The organism is Pseudoalteromonas sp. MM17-2 (assembly GCF_022347945.1).
GTDB classification, from domain to species: domain Bacteria; phylum Pseudomonadota; class Gammaproteobacteria; order Enterobacterales; family Alteromonadaceae; genus Pseudoalteromonas; species Pseudoalteromonas ruthenica.
In genome coordinates this window covers 168,518-187,469 of sequence record NZ_JAKRFV010000001.1, presented here as the reverse complement: position 1 = coordinate 187,469, position 18,952 = coordinate 168,518, and the positions used below count along the sequence as shown (strand labels likewise).

The 18,952-nt window shown below is 47.6% G+C and carries 17 protein-coding genes; 10 read left to right on the top strand and 7 right to left on the bottom strand.

Features of this window, described 5'->3' with window-relative positions; all coding sequences use genetic code 11:
- The first annotated feature begins 2 nt into the window (after nt 1-2).
- Together glgC and MHM93_RS00880 are read left to right on the top strand one after the other, a co-directional pair.
- Nucleotides 3-1,295: a glucose-1-phosphate adenylyltransferase gene (glgC, locus tag MHM93_RS00885; RefSeq protein ID WP_239447585.1), complete on the top strand. Its 1,293-nt coding sequence runs from the start codon at nt 3-5 to the stop codon at nt 1,293-1,295.
- Between the two features lie 2 nt (nt 1,296-1,297).
- Nucleotides 1,298-2,815, top strand: coding sequence for a glycogen/starch synthase (locus MHM93_RS00880; protein ID WP_239447584.1), 1,518 nt, complete (start codon nt 1,298-1,300; stop codon nt 2,813-2,815).
- A gap of 38 nt (nt 2,816-2,853) precedes the next feature.
- Here the strand turns inward: MHM93_RS00880 and MHM93_RS00875 are convergent, their stop codons facing one another.
- Entirely contained in the window at nt 2,854-3,888 is a 1,035-nt protein-coding gene (locus MHM93_RS00875; protein ID WP_138588071.1) for a GGDEF domain-containing protein, read from the bottom strand.
- Between the two features lie 313 nt (nt 3,889-4,201).
- On the opposite strand from MHM93_RS00875, the gene MHM93_RS00870 reads away from it, so the two are divergent.
- Nucleotides 4,202-7,006 (top strand): collagenase, encoded by a 2,805-nt coding sequence (locus MHM93_RS00870; RefSeq protein ID WP_239447583.1) that lies wholly within the window; start codon nt 4,202-4,204, stop codon nt 7,004-7,006.
- Between the two features lie 53 nt (nt 7,007-7,059).
- Here MHM93_RS00870 and fur read toward each other — a convergent pair whose 3' ends face one another.
- The 5 genes from fur to MHM93_RS00845 form a co-directional block, all read right to left on the bottom strand.
- Complete coding sequence (gene fur, locus MHM93_RS00865) at nt 7,060-7,506, bottom strand: ferric iron uptake transcriptional regulator (RefSeq protein WP_022946542.1); 447 nt, start codon at nt 7,504-7,506, stop codon at nt 7,060-7,062.
- 137 nt (nt 7,507-7,643) lie between these two features.
- A complete protein-coding gene (gene fldA / locus MHM93_RS00860) occupies nt 7,644-8,171 on the bottom strand; it encodes a flavodoxin FldA (protein WP_022946543.1) in 528 nt (175 codons plus the stop codon).
- Between the two features lie 14 nt (nt 8,172-8,185).
- Nucleotides 8,186-8,464, bottom strand: a complete 279-nt coding sequence (ybfE, locus tag MHM93_RS00855) for a LexA regulated protein (protein ID WP_022946544.1) — start codon at nt 8,462-8,464, stop codon at nt 8,186-8,188.
- Nucleotides 8,465-8,466: 2 nt separating this feature from the next.
- On the bottom strand, nt 8,467-8,688 hold the full coding sequence (locus tag MHM93_RS00850) for a DUF2788 domain-containing protein (protein ID WP_022946545.1): 222 nt from the start codon (nt 8,686-8,688) through the stop codon (nt 8,467-8,469).
- Nucleotides 8,689-8,813: 125 nt separating this feature from the next.
- The gene (locus tag MHM93_RS00845; protein WP_239447582.1) at nt 8,814-9,590 is read right to left on the bottom strand and encodes an alpha/beta fold hydrolase; all 777 of its coding nucleotides are present in this window, start codon (nt 9,588-9,590) and stop codon (nt 8,814-8,816) included.
- A gap of 182 nt (nt 9,591-9,772) precedes the next feature.
- Between MHM93_RS00845 and seqA the strand changes: the two genes are divergently transcribed.
- From seqA to MHM93_RS00810, 7 genes are all read left to right on the top strand, one after another.
- The gene (gene seqA, locus MHM93_RS00840; protein WP_152440808.1) at nt 9,773-10,318 is read left to right on the top strand and encodes a replication initiation negative regulator SeqA; all 546 of its coding nucleotides are present in this window, start codon (nt 9,773-9,775) and stop codon (nt 10,316-10,318) included.
- 10 nt (nt 10,319-10,328) lie between these two features.
- Nucleotides 10,329-11,969: a phosphoglucomutase (alpha-D-glucose-1,6-bisphosphate-dependent) gene (pgm, locus tag MHM93_RS00835; RefSeq protein ID WP_045978341.1), complete on the top strand. Its 1,641-nt coding sequence runs from the start codon at nt 10,329-10,331 to the stop codon at nt 11,967-11,969.
- A 95-nt stretch (nt 11,970-12,064) separates the two neighbouring features.
- Nucleotides 12,065-13,099, top strand: coding sequence for a succinylglutamate desuccinylase (gene astE / locus MHM93_RS00830; RefSeq protein ID WP_239447581.1), 1,035 nt, complete (start codon nt 12,065-12,067; stop codon nt 13,097-13,099).
- Between the two features lie 291 nt (nt 13,100-13,390).
- Nucleotides 13,391-14,608 carry a thiamine pyrophosphate-dependent dehydrogenase E1 component subunit alpha gene (locus tag MHM93_RS00825; RefSeq protein ID WP_239447580.1) on the top strand — a complete coding sequence of 406 codons (1,218 nt, stop codon included), beginning with the start codon at nt 13,391-13,393 and terminating at the stop codon, nt 14,606-14,608.
- A complete protein-coding gene (locus MHM93_RS00820) occupies nt 14,608-15,585 on the top strand; it encodes a transketolase C-terminal domain-containing protein (RefSeq protein WP_022946551.1) in 978 nt (325 codons plus the stop codon). The genes MHM93_RS00825 and MHM93_RS00820 overlap by 1 nt, the downstream gene beginning before the upstream one ends.
- A gap of 10 nt (nt 15,586-15,595) precedes the next feature.
- Nucleotides 15,596-17,173 (top strand): dihydrolipoyllysine-residue acetyltransferase, encoded by a 1,578-nt coding sequence (locus tag MHM93_RS00815; protein ID WP_239447579.1) that lies wholly within the window; start codon nt 15,596-15,598, stop codon nt 17,171-17,173.
- A 166-nt stretch (nt 17,174-17,339) separates the two neighbouring features.
- The gene (locus MHM93_RS00810; RefSeq protein ID WP_022946553.1) at nt 17,340-17,705 is read left to right on the top strand and encodes a DUF805 domain-containing protein; all 366 of its coding nucleotides are present in this window, start codon (nt 17,340-17,342) and stop codon (nt 17,703-17,705) included.
- Between the two features lie 42 nt (nt 17,706-17,747).
- Here the strand turns inward: MHM93_RS00810 and MHM93_RS00805 are convergent, their stop codons facing one another.
- The gene (locus MHM93_RS00805; protein WP_239447578.1) at nt 17,748-18,923 is read right to left on the bottom strand and encodes a putative manganese transporter; all 1,176 of its coding nucleotides are present in this window, start codon (nt 18,921-18,923) and stop codon (nt 17,748-17,750) included.
- Nucleotides 18,924-18,952 lie beyond the last annotated feature (29 nt).

Here is an 18,952-nt window from a genome sequence, read left to right as displayed (position 1 = left end):
CGATGCCAAGTTATGCAAATCGATACATTAGTACTTTAACCCGTGATACTTACGCCTTGATCCTCGCCGGAGGCAGGGGATCGCGGTTACATGAGCTGACCAACTGGCGCGCCAAGCCGGCCGTGTATTTTGGGGGTAAACATCGCATCATCGATTTTCCGCTGTCGAACTGCATCAATTCGGGGATACGTAGGGTCGGGGTGGCGACTCAATATAAGTCGCACTCGTTAATTCGTCATGTACATCGCGCCTGGGGACACTTTAAAAAAGAGCTCGGTGAGTCAGTAGAGATTTTACCTGCGTCACAGCGCTACGGCGATGAGTGGTATTGTGGTACCGCCGATGCGGTATTTCAGAATATGGACATCATTCGTCATGAGCTACCCCGTTATGTCATGATTTTATCAGGCGATCATGTTTACCGTATGGACTACGGGGCGTTACTGGCAAAACATGTGGAAACGGGCGCCGATATGACGGTGTGCTGTATTGAAGTCGATACCGAAGAGGCTGCCAACACCTTTGGCGTTATGACCGTCGACGAACAAAACCGTATTCGTCGCTTTGATGAAAAGCCCGCTGTGCCGAATGAAATTCCAGCAAAGCCGGGTCGGTGCCTAGCGTCGATGGGCAACTACGTATTTAACACTGAATTTCTATTTGAACAATTGCAAAAAGATGCGCAAAACAGCTGTTCGGGGCGTGATTTTGGTCACGATATCATCCCGGCAATCATCGACAATCACCAGGTATACGCCTTTCCATTTACCGATCCGAGCATGTCTGGGCAGCCCTATTGGCGTGATGTTGGCACCTTAGATTCGTTTTGGGAAGCGAATATGGAGTTGGTTGAACCGGAGCCGAAATTGGATTTGTACGACCCCACTTGGCCAATTTGGACCTACCAAGAGCAATTACCGCCAGCGAAGTTTATTTTTGATGACGATGAACGCCGGGGGATGGCGGTGGATTCAACGGTTTCCGGTGGCTGTATTATTTCCGGCTCGCAAGTGCGCAAGTCGCTATTATTTTCTAATGTGCACGTCCACTCTTTTTGTCAAATAGAGCAAGCGGTGGTGCTCCCCGGGGTGGTCGTTCATCGCGGTTGTCATATTAAGCGAGCGATCATTGACCGGGGCTGTGAGATACCTGAAGGACTGACCATTGGCTTAGATCATGAGGAAGATATTGAACACGGCTTTCGCGTATCCAAAAATGGCATTGTATTGGTAACGCGCGATATGTTGGCGGCGCTTGCGCAAAAAACCGATGTCCAAAGTCAGCAGCGAGCGTAATAATGAAGTCAGTGTTATTTGTTTGTGCTGAAAGCAGCGCCATTGTCGGCGCGAAAGTGGGTGGGGTAGCTGATGTGGTGGGCAATGTGTCAAAAGCGTTGGCCGAGCAAGGTATTCAAGTCGATGTGATCTTACCGCATTTCCAATGTATGGAGCTCACTGAGGCGCAGCCTTGCGCCGAGGTGCAGGTTCACTTTGCCCACCAAAGGCTTAATATACAGCTTTTGTTGGTAAGCAAACGCGATGGGGTCAGTCACTATGTGTTATCGCATCCGTGGCTGTGCAGTGAGCATGTTTATCACCACGATGAAGACGGCCGGCCCTTTGCTGCTGATGCCAGTAAGTTTGCCTTATTTTGCTTGGCGGTGGCACAGGCGATAGAGCAAGGTGTGCTAGCGGCTGATGTGTTGCATTTACATGATTGGCACAGCGCCACGTTGGCGGTGCTTCGTGCTTATAGCAATGATTTTCAAAGACTTAAAGCCATGCACACGGTGTACACCATTCACAACTTAGCATTGCAAGGAGTGAGGCCGTTTGCCCACGACCCGTCGGCGCTTGAATCGTGGTTTCCATGGTTAAGTTACGATGGCCAGCGTATTTGCGATCCGCGCTATCCCCATTGCTACAATCCGATGCGCGCCGCCATTGAACTATGTGACAAAGTGCATGTGGTCTCGCCCCAGTATATGCAAGAGATTCAGCGTCCAAGCAATATGGAACACGGTTTTATCGGTGGAGAAGGGTTGGAAAATCAGTTGGTTGCCGCGCAGCAGCAAAATCGGTTGTTGGGCATCCTCAATGGCTGTGACTACCAAAGCGAGTCGGTAAATTATACTCAAAAACGGTTATGGCAGCTCGCTGAGCAGGCTGTATTACAATGGATGGGCAAGGCCAATCAGTTAAGCGCGAGTCATTACATCGCTCATGTTCGCCTGCAACAATGGCGTGCCAACGAGATCACACCTTGGCTATGCTCGGTAGGACGGATCAGCCCGCAAAAAGTCGCGCTATTGCTGCATGATAATACGCTGGGTGATCTGCTACGATGTTTGGCTGAGCAAGGCAGGCACTTTATGATGCTGGGCTCTGGCGATCCGGCGCTTGAAGCAGTGCTAACACAGGCGATGGCTGAGCATGACAACTTTTTGTTTTTACGCGGTTTTGCCCTAGAGTTGGGTGATGCGATGTACCAGCTTGGGTCATTATTTTGCATGCCCAGCTCATTTGAACCATGTGGCATCAGTCAGCTTTTAGCGATGCGCGAGGGCACGCCCTGTTTAGTTCATCAAGTGGGCGGCCTTAAAGACACCATTGCCGAAGGCGTCAATGGTTTTACCTTCACGGGCAATAGTCCAAAGCAGCAAAGCCAGCAGCTACTCACTGCCTTGCAGCGTGCCCTTGATGTTTACCATAACGAGCCAGCGCAGTGGCAGACATTGTGCGCGCAAGCCAAAAACACGCGCTTTGACTGGCACCAAGTCGCCGTTAGTTACCTTGAGCAGTTATACACTCATTAGCTGAGGCGCAAACGGCTCAGCGACACCCTAGGGGCGGCCTAAAACAGGTCGATATCCCCTTCATCGTTATTAGCATTGTCCGGTGAAATCGCACCGGAGTGCACAAGGTCATCAAAAAAATGCAGCTGATCACGGCCATTATTTTTTGCATAATAAAGTGCTTTGTCGGCGTTCTCTAATACGCTGATGGGGAAATCATAAGGGCTGATACGAGCCATCCCCACACTGACCGTCAGCGTTTTTACAAAGGGGAAGTGGGTGTTGCGCACATGCTCCATAAACGACTGCATTTTTTCATTGATATCTTCTTGTTTGCAAGGCTCAAAAATAAGTACAAACTCTTCGCCGCCGAAGCGAAACATTAAATCTGAAGCGCGGAAGAAGCCACGCATCTGCTGCGCCAAGATAAGCAATACCTCATCACCACAGACATGACCATAGTTATCATTAACTTGCTTGAAGTGGTCGATATCCACCATTGCCAACCAGGAGTAACTCTCAGGTTGGCGCTTGCGGTTATTATGTTCTCGGTTATGGGCTTTTTGGTTCATCACTTGCTTTTCTAGCAGGCGTTTAAATTTACGCTCAAAGGTTTGTCGATTTAATAATCCGGTCAGCTTGTCGCGCTCATTCTCATGTAAAATGGTTAGGTAATTTTCGTAAATACGGCAAAAGGCGTTTAGTAACACTTGTTGAGATGAGCTCAAGTGATTACTGACGACCTTGATGGCGACCACAGGTTTATCAAAAATCGAAATGGGCAGCCAGCGATGCTCAATGCCATTGTTGTTCTGTACGGTAATGATACAAGCGGATTGTAAACACGAGAGAAGTTCAGATTCAGGAGATTCTACAATGTGTGCGTCGTGCCATTGATATTGACCGGCATTCTCATGGTGAAGCACTAGGCTGCACTCGATGACTTTGCGGCCAAAGTCTTGTAAGTCCTTATAAACCGCGATTTCTTGGCACTGTATGAATTCTTGTAGGGTGGTGACTAGGCTGTATTCGAGGGAGTTTACATCTCTGGTTTTAGTGATTTTGATAACCGAGTTTAATAATTCTTCTTGCATGATTCGGTAGGCCCTATAAATTTACCACATAATGCGACTTACATGGTCGCTAGCCCTGAGTATAGTCAATATATGAAAACCGGGACGTCCACTTCCGCCATTGTCATATTTTCTCCTCCTTCTCTTTCCCAGCCATATGCTTAGCATCTTGCAGCTAGGTTCGCAGCGAGCAATGGCCTAACACGTTGCTTGTAATCAAAAAAGGGAATTTGAATCTAACGATATAACCACAACGAATATAGAATATATTGTATACATTATTAACTAAATGTTAACTTTGCCGCGAGTTCAATCAACCCAGAAAAGGTACATTATGAGAAAATCAGCAATTACGTCGGCACTGATGGTTGCGCTTGGCTGCGTAGCTGGCCACGTTAGCGCGCACCCGGGCACCAATGAAGGCAAGCGATTGTTTAAACCTATAAGTGCACAGCATTCATTGGCCGTTGCCCATGAGGCGGACCAGCAGAGCCAACATATCGCGCCGCCAACGGCCGATAGGCAAAAGCAGCTTTCTTCAGTCCATTTAGTTAATGAGCTATCACATGCTAGCTTGATGGCAGATGCGAGTGCGCAGTGTGCCCTGCAGCAACTGGCTGACGCGTCGAGCGCCACCATCGCCGAGCAAGTGACCAGCCAGGGGGTGGATTGCGTCAACGGGCTATTTAGTGCCAGCAATGAAGTCGCTGGACAAATTGTTACTGATGGTAAAATGTTAGCAGTCGCTGATAGGGCACTTGTGCTTGCCAGCAATTATAACGGCCAAGGCAGTGCTGATTTGGAAGCGCTATTTTTGTTCCTGCGCGCTGGTTTCTATGTCGAGTTCTATAACGATCAGGTAAGTTTATCGCCAGCTGCAACTGAGGCGACCCAGCAAGCACTGGATGCCTTTGTTGCCAATACCCACTTTTATGCCAATAGCGACGCCCATGGCAAGACGCTTAGTGAAGTGATCATCACTATGGATAGCGCTGAATTACAACATCGCTACTTACCGCAAGTTAAACAATGGCTAAGTCGTTGGAACCAAAGTTATGGTAATAGTTGGCATATGCGCTCGGCGGTTAATGGTATTTTTACCATTTTGTTCCGAGGCCAATGGAATGATGAATTCATGGCGCTGGCAAAAACCGACACGGAGCTGGCACGACTGTTAGGTGAGTTCACAGCGCAAACCTGGATGATAGGTAGCGACAGCGAATATCTGATCACCAATGCGGCAAGGGAGCTAGCGCGGTTAAAAATGCACAGCGGCGAGCCAATTGAAGATGAGGCCAATAAGCAACTTAGCGCACTATTTGCCCGCTATAACATGGTTGGCTACGGTGATGCCCTCTGGTTAGGCGCAGCCGACATCGTCGATTACTATGGTGCTTGTGCGCAGTTTGAGGTATGTGGTTTTAAAGAACAGGTTGAGCAGCAGGTATTGGGTCAAATTCACCAGTGCAGTGACACCATTCGCATTCGTGCCCAACAATTAAGTGCCAGCCAACAACAAGCAGCCTGTGACAAAATGGCCTACGAAGAAGGGGTGTTCCACGATAAGTTAGCCACTAATAATCAACCTGTTGCCGATGATTTAAACTCCTTCTTACAGGTGAATGTGTTCAATAGCAGCGACGATTATAAAAAGTATGCTGGGGTTATTTTTGGCATCGATACCAACAATGGTGGTATGTATTTAGAGGGAGATCCGAGCAACCCGGACAATCAGGCCAACTTTGTTGCTTACGAGGCCAGCTATGCCAATGCTGATCACTATGTCTGGAATTTAGAGCATGAATATGTTCACTACTTAGACGGGCGCTTTAATCTTTATGGCGACTTTAACGCCCCGACAGCCGATATAGTTTGGTGGAGTGAGGGAGTGGCTGAATATGTCTCGTTACTTGAGGACAACAGCGCGGCAATTGAGACCATAAAAGATGGCAGCACTTACCAATTAGGCGAGGTGTTTGCCACCACGTATGCCGGTTTTGACCAAGATAGAATTTATCGCTGGGGATACTTGGGGGTGCGCTTTATGTTTGAGCGTCACCGCAGTGAGTTGGCCAACATGCTAGCGAATACTCGCCAGGGCAACTGGCAAGGCTATCAAAGCCAAATGAATAGCTGGGCGGCGAGTTATGGCAATGAATTCACGACTTGGACACAAGCGCTCGCTGGTGGCGAGAACAATACCGCGCCAACGGCCCGTATTAACGCCCTCGATACCGGGGTTGTGAATCAAAGTGTGGCCTTTGATGGCAGTGCGAGCAGCGACAACGAAGGCGCTATCGCAAGCTATATCTGGGACTTTGGCGATGGCACATCAGGGCGAGGGGCTATTGCACAGCACAGTTATAATCAGCCGGGCAGTTACACCGTGACCTTGAGTGTGAGTGATGAGCAGGGCCTGAGCCACAGTGTTAGTCACAGTATTACCATTGAGGCCGATAGCAGCGGCGGTATTACTGAGCTGAGCAATGGGCAAAGCGTGTCTATCAGTGGAGCACAAGATAGCGAGCAAGTGTTCCGTATCACATTGCCGCAAGGCACTTCAGCGCTTGATGTGACCCTTTCAGGAGGCAGTGGTGATGCTGACCTTTATGTTCGTGAACAGCAAGTCCCCACCACAGGCGAGTTTGACTGTCGTCCTTATATTGGTGGCAATGAGGAACAATGCCAGCTCAATCTAGGTAGCGCGACCAGTGAAGTGTATATCATGGTCAGGGGGTATAATGCGTTTGCGGATGTGAGCCTAACAGCCAGCTATCAGGCGCCTTCTCACATCGATGATATGTGCGCGCAACAAGGGCCTCGTACTGATGGGCGCTTAGTGGCCGGTGAGACTATCTGCTTAGGTGCGCAGGCACCGATGTGGTTTAGTATTGAAAATGTCGCCGCAGCGCAAAGTGTGCGTATCGAAACGGCCCATGGCAGTGGCGATTTAATGCTGGAATATGCCAACCAAGGCTGGCCCAACGGCAGCAATGTTGAGGCGCGCAGTGACACATCAGGAAACGTGGAGTGTTTATCGGTGAGTGGTCAAAGCAACTACTGGGGGTATTTAAAAGTGTCCGGCAACAGCGCTGGAGCGAGCTTGAAACTTAGTATTGATGAGGGCCATTGTCAGTAAACTAAAGACACAAAAAAACCTGCGTTAGCGCAGGTTTTTTTTCATATGGGCAATTAGTTATTGCTCATCTCGGCGTAGTTCTTACACGCTTCAACATCTTTGCACTCACCATATAGATAGAGTGAGTGATTAGTTAGCGTAATGCCGTTTTCTTCTGCGATTTCTACTTGACGACGTTCAATCATGTCGTCTTCAAACTCGATCACTCGACCACATTTTAAACACACTAAATGGTCGTGGTGCGTAGAGCCGGCCAATTCAAATACCGATTTGCCGCCTTCGAAGTGGTGGCGGGTGACAATGCCAGCATCATCGAACTGGTTTAAAACGCGATAAACAGTAGCCAGACCGATCTCTTCGCTGTTATCAAGCAGGATTTTGTAGACGTCCTCGGCACTGATGTGCTGGTTATCCGGAGACTGGAGGATTTCTAGGATTTTAATACGCGGTAGCGTGACCTTTAAGCCCGCTTTTTTAAGCTCTAGATTATGATCAGTCATTCAACTTGTTCTCGATTTTAGATTCTTGATTGCACCGCTAAGGGACAGCAAGCGGTGCGTGCGACGCATAATAATGGCTAAGAATAACGTGCTTTACTATCAAGTGTAAAGCCAAGTTACCCTTAGCGTTTTTGTTCTTAGTCGGCAAGTTCTGCTAGGCACATTTCATCAAAAATCTGCTTACACCAGGTTTTCACACGCTCATCGGTAAGCTCTGGTTGACGGTCTTCATCAATGCCCAAGCCAACGAAATGCTCGTCATCAACCAGCCCTTTTGATGCTTCAAAATCATAGCCTTCGGTAGGCCAATTACCGACTACAATAGCACCACGCTCGGTGATAATGTCGTTGACCATGCCCATGGCATCAAGGAAGTACTCGGCGTAATCTTCTTGATCACCACAACCAAAGATAGCACATAGCTTGCCGTCAAAGTCGATTTCTTCTAGTTCAGGGAAAAAGTCATCCCAGTCACACTGCGCTTCGCCGTAGTACCATGTGGGGATACCAAAGAGCAGCAGGTCAAACTCTGCAATCTCTTCTTTGCTGCTTTTCGCGATGTCGTGCACGGCTACCATGTTCTTGCCGAGCTCTTTTTGGATCATTTTTGCAACGTGCTCAGTGTTACCCGTATCACTACCAAAAAATATACCTACACTTGCCATGAATAAATAACCTTTTATGTATCTATAGCCAATCGTTCTTGCAAAATGGTTTCAATCAACGCACTACGGCTAATATTCTGCGCATCTGCCATATCATTTAATGCTTGATACAGCTCTGATGAAACTTTAAATTCGACGCGTTTCAAGCCCCGCGCTTTATCGCGCTTGAGCTGGTTACGCTTATTTACTTTCAGTTGTAACTCCCGAGGGAGCGGGTTAGTTTTTGGACGACCCGGGCGTCGCTCATACTCGAATAAATCGAGCGTGGTTCTATCTAGCTCTGACTTGGCCATGGTTAACCCACACCTGCTCCTTGCCAGAAGACTTGAATAAGCCCTTTGGCGATAAAGCCGGAACAGCCTAAAAACAACACAAGCCAGACAATATAACGACCAAATTTAGGCACATCGCCTTTTTTAAGTACGTCTTGAATTGCCATGCCGATGAAAAAAAAGATGCCAGCAAGGCCAAAATATAACCCGAGGGTATCGATCTCATTGATTAATTGGTCGACCATTGACTGCTACCTATCTGTAAAACGGCGCGCATTGTAGCACAGAAAAATCCAATAATTTAGGTGATATTGAGGCTTTTAGCCTCCGTTATACTAACCCTAAATTACGCCCATACTATTGATATGGATTAACGTGTTAAAAAATCAACGATGGATTTATTTACTGCTGCCGGTTTTTCAGCGTGTAGCCAATGTCCGGTGCCTTGAATTACTTTTGCTTTGGCATTCGGGAACAGGGTCATGATCTGTTCTTTGTGCTCAGGCAAAATATAATCTGAGTCGCCACCTTTAACGAACAGTGTATCACACAAACAAGAATCATTTACAACTGGCTGCGATAGGATATTAGCATATTGCTGTTTTAGCACGGGCAAATTAAATTGCCATTCTAGGGAGCCTTTGTCGGTTTTTTTCAAACTTTTAGCCAAAAACTGGCGTACACCCGGTGTGGCTATGTATTCACTCATTAGCTCATCCGCTTGCGAACGTGAGCTAACCGATGCACTGGCAACGCTTTCAAGCGCTTGAAAAATGGCGTCATGACGGGAGTGGTAACTTACCGGAGCCACGTCAAGTACAACGAGCTTGCTGACGCGCTCGGGTGCATCTATTGCTACTTGCATAGCCACCTTGCCGCCCATGGAATGACCCACAATGTGCGCTTGGGCGATCTCCAGCTCATTCATCAGCGCAATAATGTCCTCAGCCATAGCCGGGTAGGTCATGGTCTCGCTGTGAAAAGATTGACCGTGATTGCGCACGTCCACGTTAATTACATGAAACTGCTCACTGAGGGCTCTGGCAACGACTTTTAGATTATCTAATGAGCCAAATAAACCATGAATAACAATCACAGTGGGCGCATTTTTTGGCGCCTCAGAGCTGCTTTGATAATTTAGTAACATAAACAGGTTATCATCGATGAAAGTAGGTAAATTGTGCCCACTGGGCGCGCGCAATGCAACACTTGGTCAAACACTGCTCAGTTGCTAAGGGCCTATACAGGGCACGCCCCCTAGCTTATTCAGGTAACTTGGGTATAATTCTGCAAAGCATTTGTAAACTTGGCAGTAATGACAGGAATATCATGAAAAAAATAGAAATAGACGACGAGCTATACCAATATATTGCCAGCAATACCCAAAGCATTGGCGAAAGTGCCTCTGAGATTTTGCGTCGTTTATTGAATTTGCAAAGCGCAGCGCCCGTAGCTGCGCCAGCCACTGTAGAAACCGATGTAAGCGATGAGCCCGAGGAGCAGCAAGCGCAGCCCATGGCTGAAGCTGATGATAGCCAAGCCAGCGTGTTCGACATTCTTAATAAAGAAGAATTGGCGATGCAAAAGGGCGTTGTTGGCCGCTTCTTGTTTATTCTTGCAGCGCTGCACCGCACCCATAAAACCACATTCCACCGCGTACTGAATATTAAAGGCCGTGACCGTCGATACTTTGGTAAAAGTAAAGAGGAATTGCAGGCCAGTGGTAGCAGTCTAAACCCAAAGAATATCGATGACAGTCCTTTTTGGGTAATGACCAACTCTAATACCACCCGTAAGAAGATGATGTTGCATGAAGCGGCGTTAGAGCTGGGTTACACTAAAGAGCAAGCAGAAACTATTCGCGACTATTTATAAGGAATCAGGTATGGCCCTTCACCCCAATGCCGGAAAACTCGCCAAGCAAGCCGATCTTGTTAATGTACCTAAATTAATGAGCGCTTATTATCTCAATGAGCCTGACGTGGAGCAATTTCCAGAGCACCGGGTCGCATTTGGTACTTCCGGTCATCGTGGTTGTTCTTTTAATACGCAGTTTAATGAATCTCACATTTTGGCTATTACCCAGGCTATTTGTGATTACCGCAAAAAAGAGAATATTTTCGGGCCGCTGTTTTTAGGCAAAGATACGCATGCGTTGTCGGAGTCGGCGTTTAATTCTGCCATTGAGGTATTGGTCGCCAACGAGGTGCAAATCATTACCCAGCAAGACGATGACTTTACCCCCACTCCGGTGATAAGCCATGCGGTAGTGAGCCACAATAAAGCCCACCCACATGAATTGGCCGACGGCATTGTGGTGACGCCCTCACATAATCCACCTCAAGATGGTGGGTTTAAATATAACCCACCCAATGGTGGGCCTGCTGATACCAACGCCACAAAATGGATTGAAGATAGAGCCAATCAGCTGCTCATTGAGGACTTGGTGGAAGTGGAGCTTTTCCCCTTTGCTAAGGCTGTGCGCTCTGGTTTTATCAAATACGTGGACTTAATAACCCCATTTGTTGCTGATTTAGCTAATGTCGTTGATATGCACGCGATTGCCAAATCAGGGATCACCATAGGGATCGACCCCCTTGGTGGTTCGGGAATTCATTATTGGCCGCATATTGCCAAGCAATACGGATTAAACCTCACGGTTGTTAACGACGCGATAGACCCGCGTTTTGCGTTTATGCCACAAGATAAAGATGGCAAAATCCGAATGGATTGCTCATCCCCTTATGCGATGACCAATTTGGTTGCACTAAAAGACCGCTTCGATATTGGCATTGGTAACGACCCAGATTATGACCGCCACGGTATTGTTACCCCAGACGGGTTGATGAATCCCAACCACTTTCTTGCCGTCGCTATTGATTACCTATTGACTCATCGCAGCGCGTGGCCGGGCGATGTGAAAGTCGGTAAAACCCTGGTTTCCAGTGCGATGATTGATAAAGTGGTACAAAGCCACGGTAAAACTTTGTTTGAAGTCCCTGTGGGCTTTAAATGGTTTGTTGACGGTTTGCACAGCAGCGAATTGTGCTTCGGCGGTGAAGAAAGTGCCGGAGCTTCGTATCTACGCTTAGACGGCTCGGTATGGAACACCGATAAAGATGGATTTGTTATGGGGTTACTTGCTGCTGAGATTCTAGCCGTTACCGGTAAAACGCCTTCGCAGTATTACCAACAGCTAGTGGCGAAATTTGGCGAACCTGTTTACAAACGCATTGACGCCCCTGCCAATAGTGAGCAAAAAGCGAAACTGAAAGCACTCAGTGCTGAGGCCATTACGGCCACTGAACTGGCCGGAGATGCGATCACAGCCAAGCTGACTCATGCGCCAGGCAATGATGCTCCGATTGGTGGTCTAAAAGTAGTGACTGAAAATGGCTGGTTTGCGGCCAGACCGTCGGGCACCGAAGACATTTACAAGATTTACCTTGAGTCCTTCCAAGGTGAAGAACATTTACAACAACTAGAACAAGCAGCCAAGGCGTTGGTTGATAACGCCATTGCTTAACCCGCTCATATAAGCCAGTCGCTCGACTGGCTTTTTACTGTTTATCTTGATAACGCTGCCAATAGGCGGCGAAGCTCTCACAATAAAGGTGTACTATGTATTTACAGCGTCTGAAAGAGACCGGTGACTTCCTTAGCATAACCCGTGAAAATGAATTCAATCTGCCGCCAGAGCAGTTCACGCTTGATAATGGCACAATTGTAAAGGTCCTTGACACAGGAGTCATTGAATTCACTCCAGCGCAATACGGTGATAAGGATTTTGTTTTCTCCAGTGCCGTGCATGGCAATGAAACTGCGCCTATAGAAATTTGTGATCAACTGATTCAAGCCATTATCGCTGAACACATTACTTTAACTCACCGTGTGCTGTTCATTTTTGGTAATCCGAAATCAATTAATATTGGCCAGCGTTTTGTCGATGAAAACCTTAACCGTCTGTTCTGCGGCAAGCACAGCGAGGGTGGGATAGATAACCCTGAGCGTCAGCGCGCGAAAAAGCTTGAGCACTATGTAGAGCAGTTCTTTACCATGGCGGGGCAAGGGCGCTATCGTGCACATTATGACCTGCATACCGCGATTCGCGACTCCAAAAATGAGAAGTTTGCGGTGTATCCGTTTTTACATGGTAAACCCCATAAACGCGAACAACTACAGTTTTTGCTTAGTTGTGGTGTACAAACGGTGTTGCTAATGTCTGAACCCGCATCCACCTTCAGTTATTTTTCTTCCCGTCATTTTGATGCAGATGCGTTCACTATTGAATTAGGGAAAGTGCGTCCTTTTGGTGACAACGACATGAGCCGTTTCGCTAAAGCCAAAGCCACCCTTGAGGCATTGATCACGCAAGAAACTGTGACTTACCCTGAACTTCATGCGGATGATGTTGAGTTATTTTCGGTGTATCGCACCATTAATCGCCATCGTGAAGATTTCAGCTTTACCTTTGCCGACGATGTGCCTAATTTCACTGGCTTCGCCAAAGGTGAATTATTAGGTCATGATGGTGAGCAAGAAATTCGTGCCGAGGTAGAGGGTGAGGCGATTATTTTCCCTAACGCTAAAGTCGCATTGGGGCAACGAGCTTTGCTCACAGTTGTCCCCACAAAACTCACCGATGAATTCATCTGATCCGACCACTCTGCTCCGTAATATCCATTTATTTCAATATGTTACGGAGCGTACACGGAACTTGCCAAGGCCCCATTCTCAATGATGTGAATATTCGGCTATCATTAGTTGAATATACCTTTACGTTGACGTAAAGTGGCGGCAGCATAATTTAAACTAAGCGCGTGTAGTGGAAGATTTAGACCACTATTCACTAACTGAAAGACTAACTATTGCAAGTTAGTCTTTCAGCAAAGCAACAATAACAACATCTCAACGCTTAGCTTGGTGACAACAACAGAAGGGAAGGTTATGACTAACCCCAATAATGTTTCGTTGAATATTAATCACGAACTAGAATTTATTGATGGCCACGGCCTCGATGTGCCTACTTATCGCGTTCTTAGCGAACAAGGTAGTGTGCTTGAGGGCGCAAAAGAGCCAGAAATTGATAAGCAAACAGCGCTTAAAATATACGATACTATGCGCTTCATTCGTGCCTTAGACGAGCGTATGCAAGCAGCACAACGCCAAGGGCGTGTCAGCTTTTATATGCAGTGTTTAGGTGAAGAAGCTGCGGTAACCGCCAGTGCGGCGGCGCTTGATGATAATGATATGATCATGGCGCAGTATCGTGAGCAGGCAGCGCTACGCTACCGAGGTTTTACCCTAGAGCAGTTCATGAATCAGATGTTCTCTAACGAGCAGGACTTGGGTAAAGGCCGCCAAATGCCAATTCACTACGGCTCACGTGAACTCAACTACATGACCATCTCGTCACCGCTGGGCACGCAAATCCCACAAGCGACTGGGTATGCTTATGGGCAGAAACTTAAGCACGTCAACAAAGATTCCGGCGAGCTCGATAGCACCATTGACAACGTCACCATTTGCTATTTTGGCGAAGGGGCGGCATCAGAGGGTGATTTTCATGCCGGGTTAAATATGGCCGCTGTACATAAAGCGCCAGTGCTGTTTTTTGCTCGGAACAACGGTTATGCGATTTCCACCCCCGCCGATGAGCAGTTTGCCGGCGACGGTATTGCATCGCGTGGTGTGGGTTATGGTATTAAAGCTATCCGTGTAGATGGAGCCGATGCTTTAGCCGTTTATGCGGCGACCAAAAAGGCACGTGAAATTGCCACCGAAACAGGTGAACCTGTGCTAATTGAATCACTCGCTTACCGTTTAGGGGCGCACTCAACTTCGGATGACCCGAGCGGCTACCGCTCTAAAGATGAAGAAGCGGGCTTTCGTGAAAACTGTCCAGTCGCACGTTTTCGCAATTGGTTGCTGAGTAAAGGCTGGCTTGATGAACAAGAAGACGAGCAAGTGAAAGAGAAAGTGCGTGAGCAAATTCTTGAAGCGTTAAAGGCGGCAGAAAAAGTGGCTAAGCCACCGTTGGAAGACCTTATTAGCGACGTGTATGACACGCCCATCCCGAGTCTTGAAAAGCAATACAATGAATTAAAGGCTCATATTAAGAAGTACCCCGATGCCTATCCAACAACAGCAGGGAGATTGAAATAATGAAAACAATGAACATGCTTCATGCTATCAACTCGGCGTTGGATATCACCATGGCAGAGCACGACCATGCCTGTATTTTCGGTGAGGATGTTGGTTACTTTGGCGGTGTATTTCGGGCCACGTCCGGATTACAGGAGAAATACGGGAAACACCGGGTATTCAACACGCCGCTAACCGAACAAGGGATTGCGGGATTCGCCAATGGTTTAGCGGCGTTTGGTGCGCCAGCGATTGCTGAAATTCAATTTGCGGATTACATTTTCCCTGCCTTTGACCAAATCGTTAATGAGTCAGCGAAGTTCCGTTACCGCAGCGGTAACGAGTTTAATGTCGGTAATCTTACCATTCGTACACCTTATGGTGGCGGCATTGCCGGTGGTTTATACCACTCGCAATCACCTGAAGCGTATTTTGCGCACACCCCGGGGTTAAAGATTGTCGTACCGCGAAACCCATATCAAGCCAAAGGCTTACTGCGCGCTGCCATCAAAGATGACAACCCTGTGCTGTTCTTCGAACCAAAGCGTCTCTATCGGGCGTCTACTGGCGAAGTGCCCGAGGAAGATTACACCATCGAGCTGGGCAAAGCCGAAGTGGTGCAAGAAGGTAAAGACGTGACTGTATTGGCCTGGGGTGCACAGATGGAAATCATTGCAGCAGCGGCTGAGAAAGCTAAAGAGCAGGGGATCAGTGTCGAGCTGATAGACTTGCGCAGCATCCTTCCTTGGGACGTCGATACTGTTGCTGAGTCTGTGAAAAAGACCGGTCGACTCGTGGTGAGTCATGAAGCGCCTATTACTAACGGTTTTGGCGCCGAGATTGTGGCGACCATCCAGCAACAATGCTTCCTTTACTTAGAATCACCCATCACGCGTGTATGTGGCTTGGATACACCGTATCCATTAGCACTAGAAAAAGAATATATTCCAGATGCGCTGAAGGTATTCGAAGCCATTAAAAACGCGGTTGAGTTTTAAGGGGATAATCATGGCAAAAGATTTTATTTTACCAGATATTGGTGAAGGCATTGTTGAATGTGAAGTGGTTGAGTGGCTCGTGGCAGTTGGTGACCAAGTCAAAGAAGACCAGCCTATTTGCGATGTCATGACTGACAAAGCTCTAGTGCAAATCCCAGCGGTACATGATGGCGTCATCACTGAGCTTTATTATGCCAAAGGGGATATTGCTAAAGTACATCAACCCTTATTTGCAATGGATGTCAACGGCGAGCAAGAAGACAGCTCCAAGGCGCAAAGCACCGAGCAAGAGCCCGAAGTGAAACAATCGAGTGCAACTCCTAACAGCGCGGGTACTCAGCGCGAGGACTTTATCTTGCCTGATATTGGCGAGGGCATTGTCGAGTGTGAGATAGTTGAATGGTTGGTGAGTGAAGGCGATACCATAAAAGAAGACCAAGCGGTGTGTGATGTGATGACCGACAAGGCGTTGGTACAAATCCCTGCTAAGTACGATGGTCAAGTGGTGAAGCTCTATTATCAAAAGGGTGATATTGCTAAGGTACACAGCCCGCTATTCCAAATGGAAATTGCCGGTTCGACAAACGCCGAGCAAAGTAGCGAGAGCGCCGACTCGGCAGCGCAATCACAGCACAATGAAGCAGCCTCAGAGACCGATACTGACACCTCTGTTGCCCAAGGCAAAGCATTAGCATCACCGGCTGTGCGTCGCCGTGCGCGTGAGCATGATATTGACATCAGCAAAGTTCCAGGCAGCGGTAAAAATGGCCGTGTATACAAAGAAGACATTGAACGCTTCTTGGCATCTGGTGACACAGCGCAAAGTGCTTCGCAGCAAGGGCTGAGCAACACGACATCGAGTAACGCCAATCAACAAAGTGGCGGGTCTCGTGTAGAGCCGATCAAAGGTATGAAAGCGGCCATGGCGAAGCAGATGTCGGCGTCGGTTTCCACGATTCCGCACTTTACATACAGTGATGAAATTGACCTTACGGACTTAATCGCATTGCGCGGCGCGCTCAAAGAGCAGTATAAGCAGCAAGGCGTGAAGTTAACTATGATGCCATTTTTCATCAAGGCGCTATCACTGGCGATGCAAGAATTCCCGGTGTTAAACGCGCAAGTCAATGATGAGTGTACCGAGTTAACTTATTTCGATGACCACAACATTGGCATGGCCGTTGACTCTAAACTTGGATTGCTGGTACCGAATGTAAAACAAGTGCAGAACAAATCGATTGTTGATGTCGCTAACGAAGTAACTCGCCTTACTGACAGTGCCCGAGAAGGGCGTGTGGCGCCAGCCGATTTGAAATCAGGGACTATCTCTATTTCTAACATCGGTGCTATTGGCGGCACGACAGCCACACCGATTATTAATAAGCCTGAAGTAGCCATTGTTGCCCTTGGTAAAGTACAGCAATTGCCGCGCTTTAACGAAGCCGGTGATGTTGAAGCGCGTGCAATAATGCAGGTAAGTTGGTCTGGGGATCACCGTGTAATTGATGGCGGCACCATCGCCCGCTTTAATAATCTATGGAAAGATTTCTTAGAGCAGCCAAGTAAAATGCTGATGGCGATGCGCTAACTGGTCCAATTAGCTGAACAAAAACTGAAAAAACTAGCTCCGGCTAGTTTTTTTTATAGCTATTTTCCTCTATTATTATCCTAACTTTTGCGCTGCAAAGGTGGCTTGCTCTGACGTACATCGCTCAGGACAAAGGAATTTCAAAATAACTAATAGGAAAATAGTGATGAACTATTATATTGAAGCGTTTCAACGCTTTGCTGATTTTAAAGGCCGTATCCGTCGTAAAGCTTACTGGATGTTCTTTTTATTCAACTTCATCTTTAGCATCGTTACTGCGGTGATTGATGGCGTTTTAGGCACGGCTTTTATCGGTTCAATCTACTCGTTAGTGCTACTTGTTCCAAGTTTAGCTGCGGGTGCTCGTCGCTTACACGATACTGGCCGTTCTGGTTGGTGGCAACTACTTTACCTTATTCCAATTATCGGTTTTATCGTAGTTATTATCTTCCTTGCGCAAGACAGCCAAGAAGGTGACAACGATTGGGGTGCAAACCCTAAAGAAGGTGATATCGAAGGCGCCACTGCCTAATTGATAACGATATACAAAGAGCCGGTTCATTACCGGCTTTTTTTATGTCCACAGCTTTATAAAATACCAGCCATAGCCTAAAACGAGCGCCGGTATCAAGGTATAGACTGTAGCAATAAATGCGGCCTTGGGTGACAGGGCGATGGCAGGGAATAAGGCATCCCCATCATTTGAGATGGCATTGGCTAACAAGGCACTGAAGGGGAGCCCACCTTGAAGGTATAGGCCAGTGACAACAATCTGCGGGCCACAACCGGGAATTAAACCAATCAGCGCAGCGATTAAGGGCGTCCATAGTGCATACTGATTAAACCACACCGCTAAATCAAGCCCTGCGAGGGTGCTGACAAGTTCAAAAGTAATAAACGCAGCCACCACCCAGACAGTAATAAAATGGGTATCTTGTATAGCCTTAAGAGTTGCAGATTCTGGCTCGGGCGGGCAGTCTTCACAGGCAATAGATTGATAATTACCCTCATTTTTGGTGAGCGCCCACACCAGCATCGACGCCACCGCTAAAACACTACTGCCATACAGCACCATGGTATCGGCACCTTGGAATAGGGTTGCCGGCTCGATATTAAACGCCAAAACGAGGGCAACAAGTAATAACAATGGTAATGTCCATATCCATATTTGCTTTGTCGCCATTAATAATGGGCTTGCAGGCTTGCCTTGCAATACATCGGGGTCTGGTTTTTTATGGTGAAATTCGATATCGGCGTGTATTTTATTGACCAGCGTGCCCATCAACGTGCCCGCCACCAGGCTAATAGCAAGTACTAACAGGGCATCGAAAGGACTGGCTGCCAAGAGTAAAAATGCGGCATCTCCCATTGTTGCGCTTAACACCGCCACAACGGCACCGAAACTGACTTGCCCCCGGGTAAATTGGGTCACGACAATAATGGCACCACCACAGCCAGGCAACGCGCCTAAGAACGCCGCAAATAACACTTCAAATTTAGGGTAACGCTGAGAGAACTGCCCTAATTCCAGTAAAGGATAACGCTTTATTAGCAGGTAGTAGAGTAATAGGGTAGCAGCGACAAAGACACTGACCTGAAAAAACGCATCACTGAGCGCCGTTAACGTCAGTTCGCGGGTGCTAGGTAAGGCCAACAGTAGCGCCAAACCAAGAGGGAAAAATAACCGTTTATTAATGACTTTCATCCAATTGGTGGTAAGAACACAGGGTGAGAGAGTCGATACGGGCATAATGTGTAACCTAGATCATAAACTAGGTT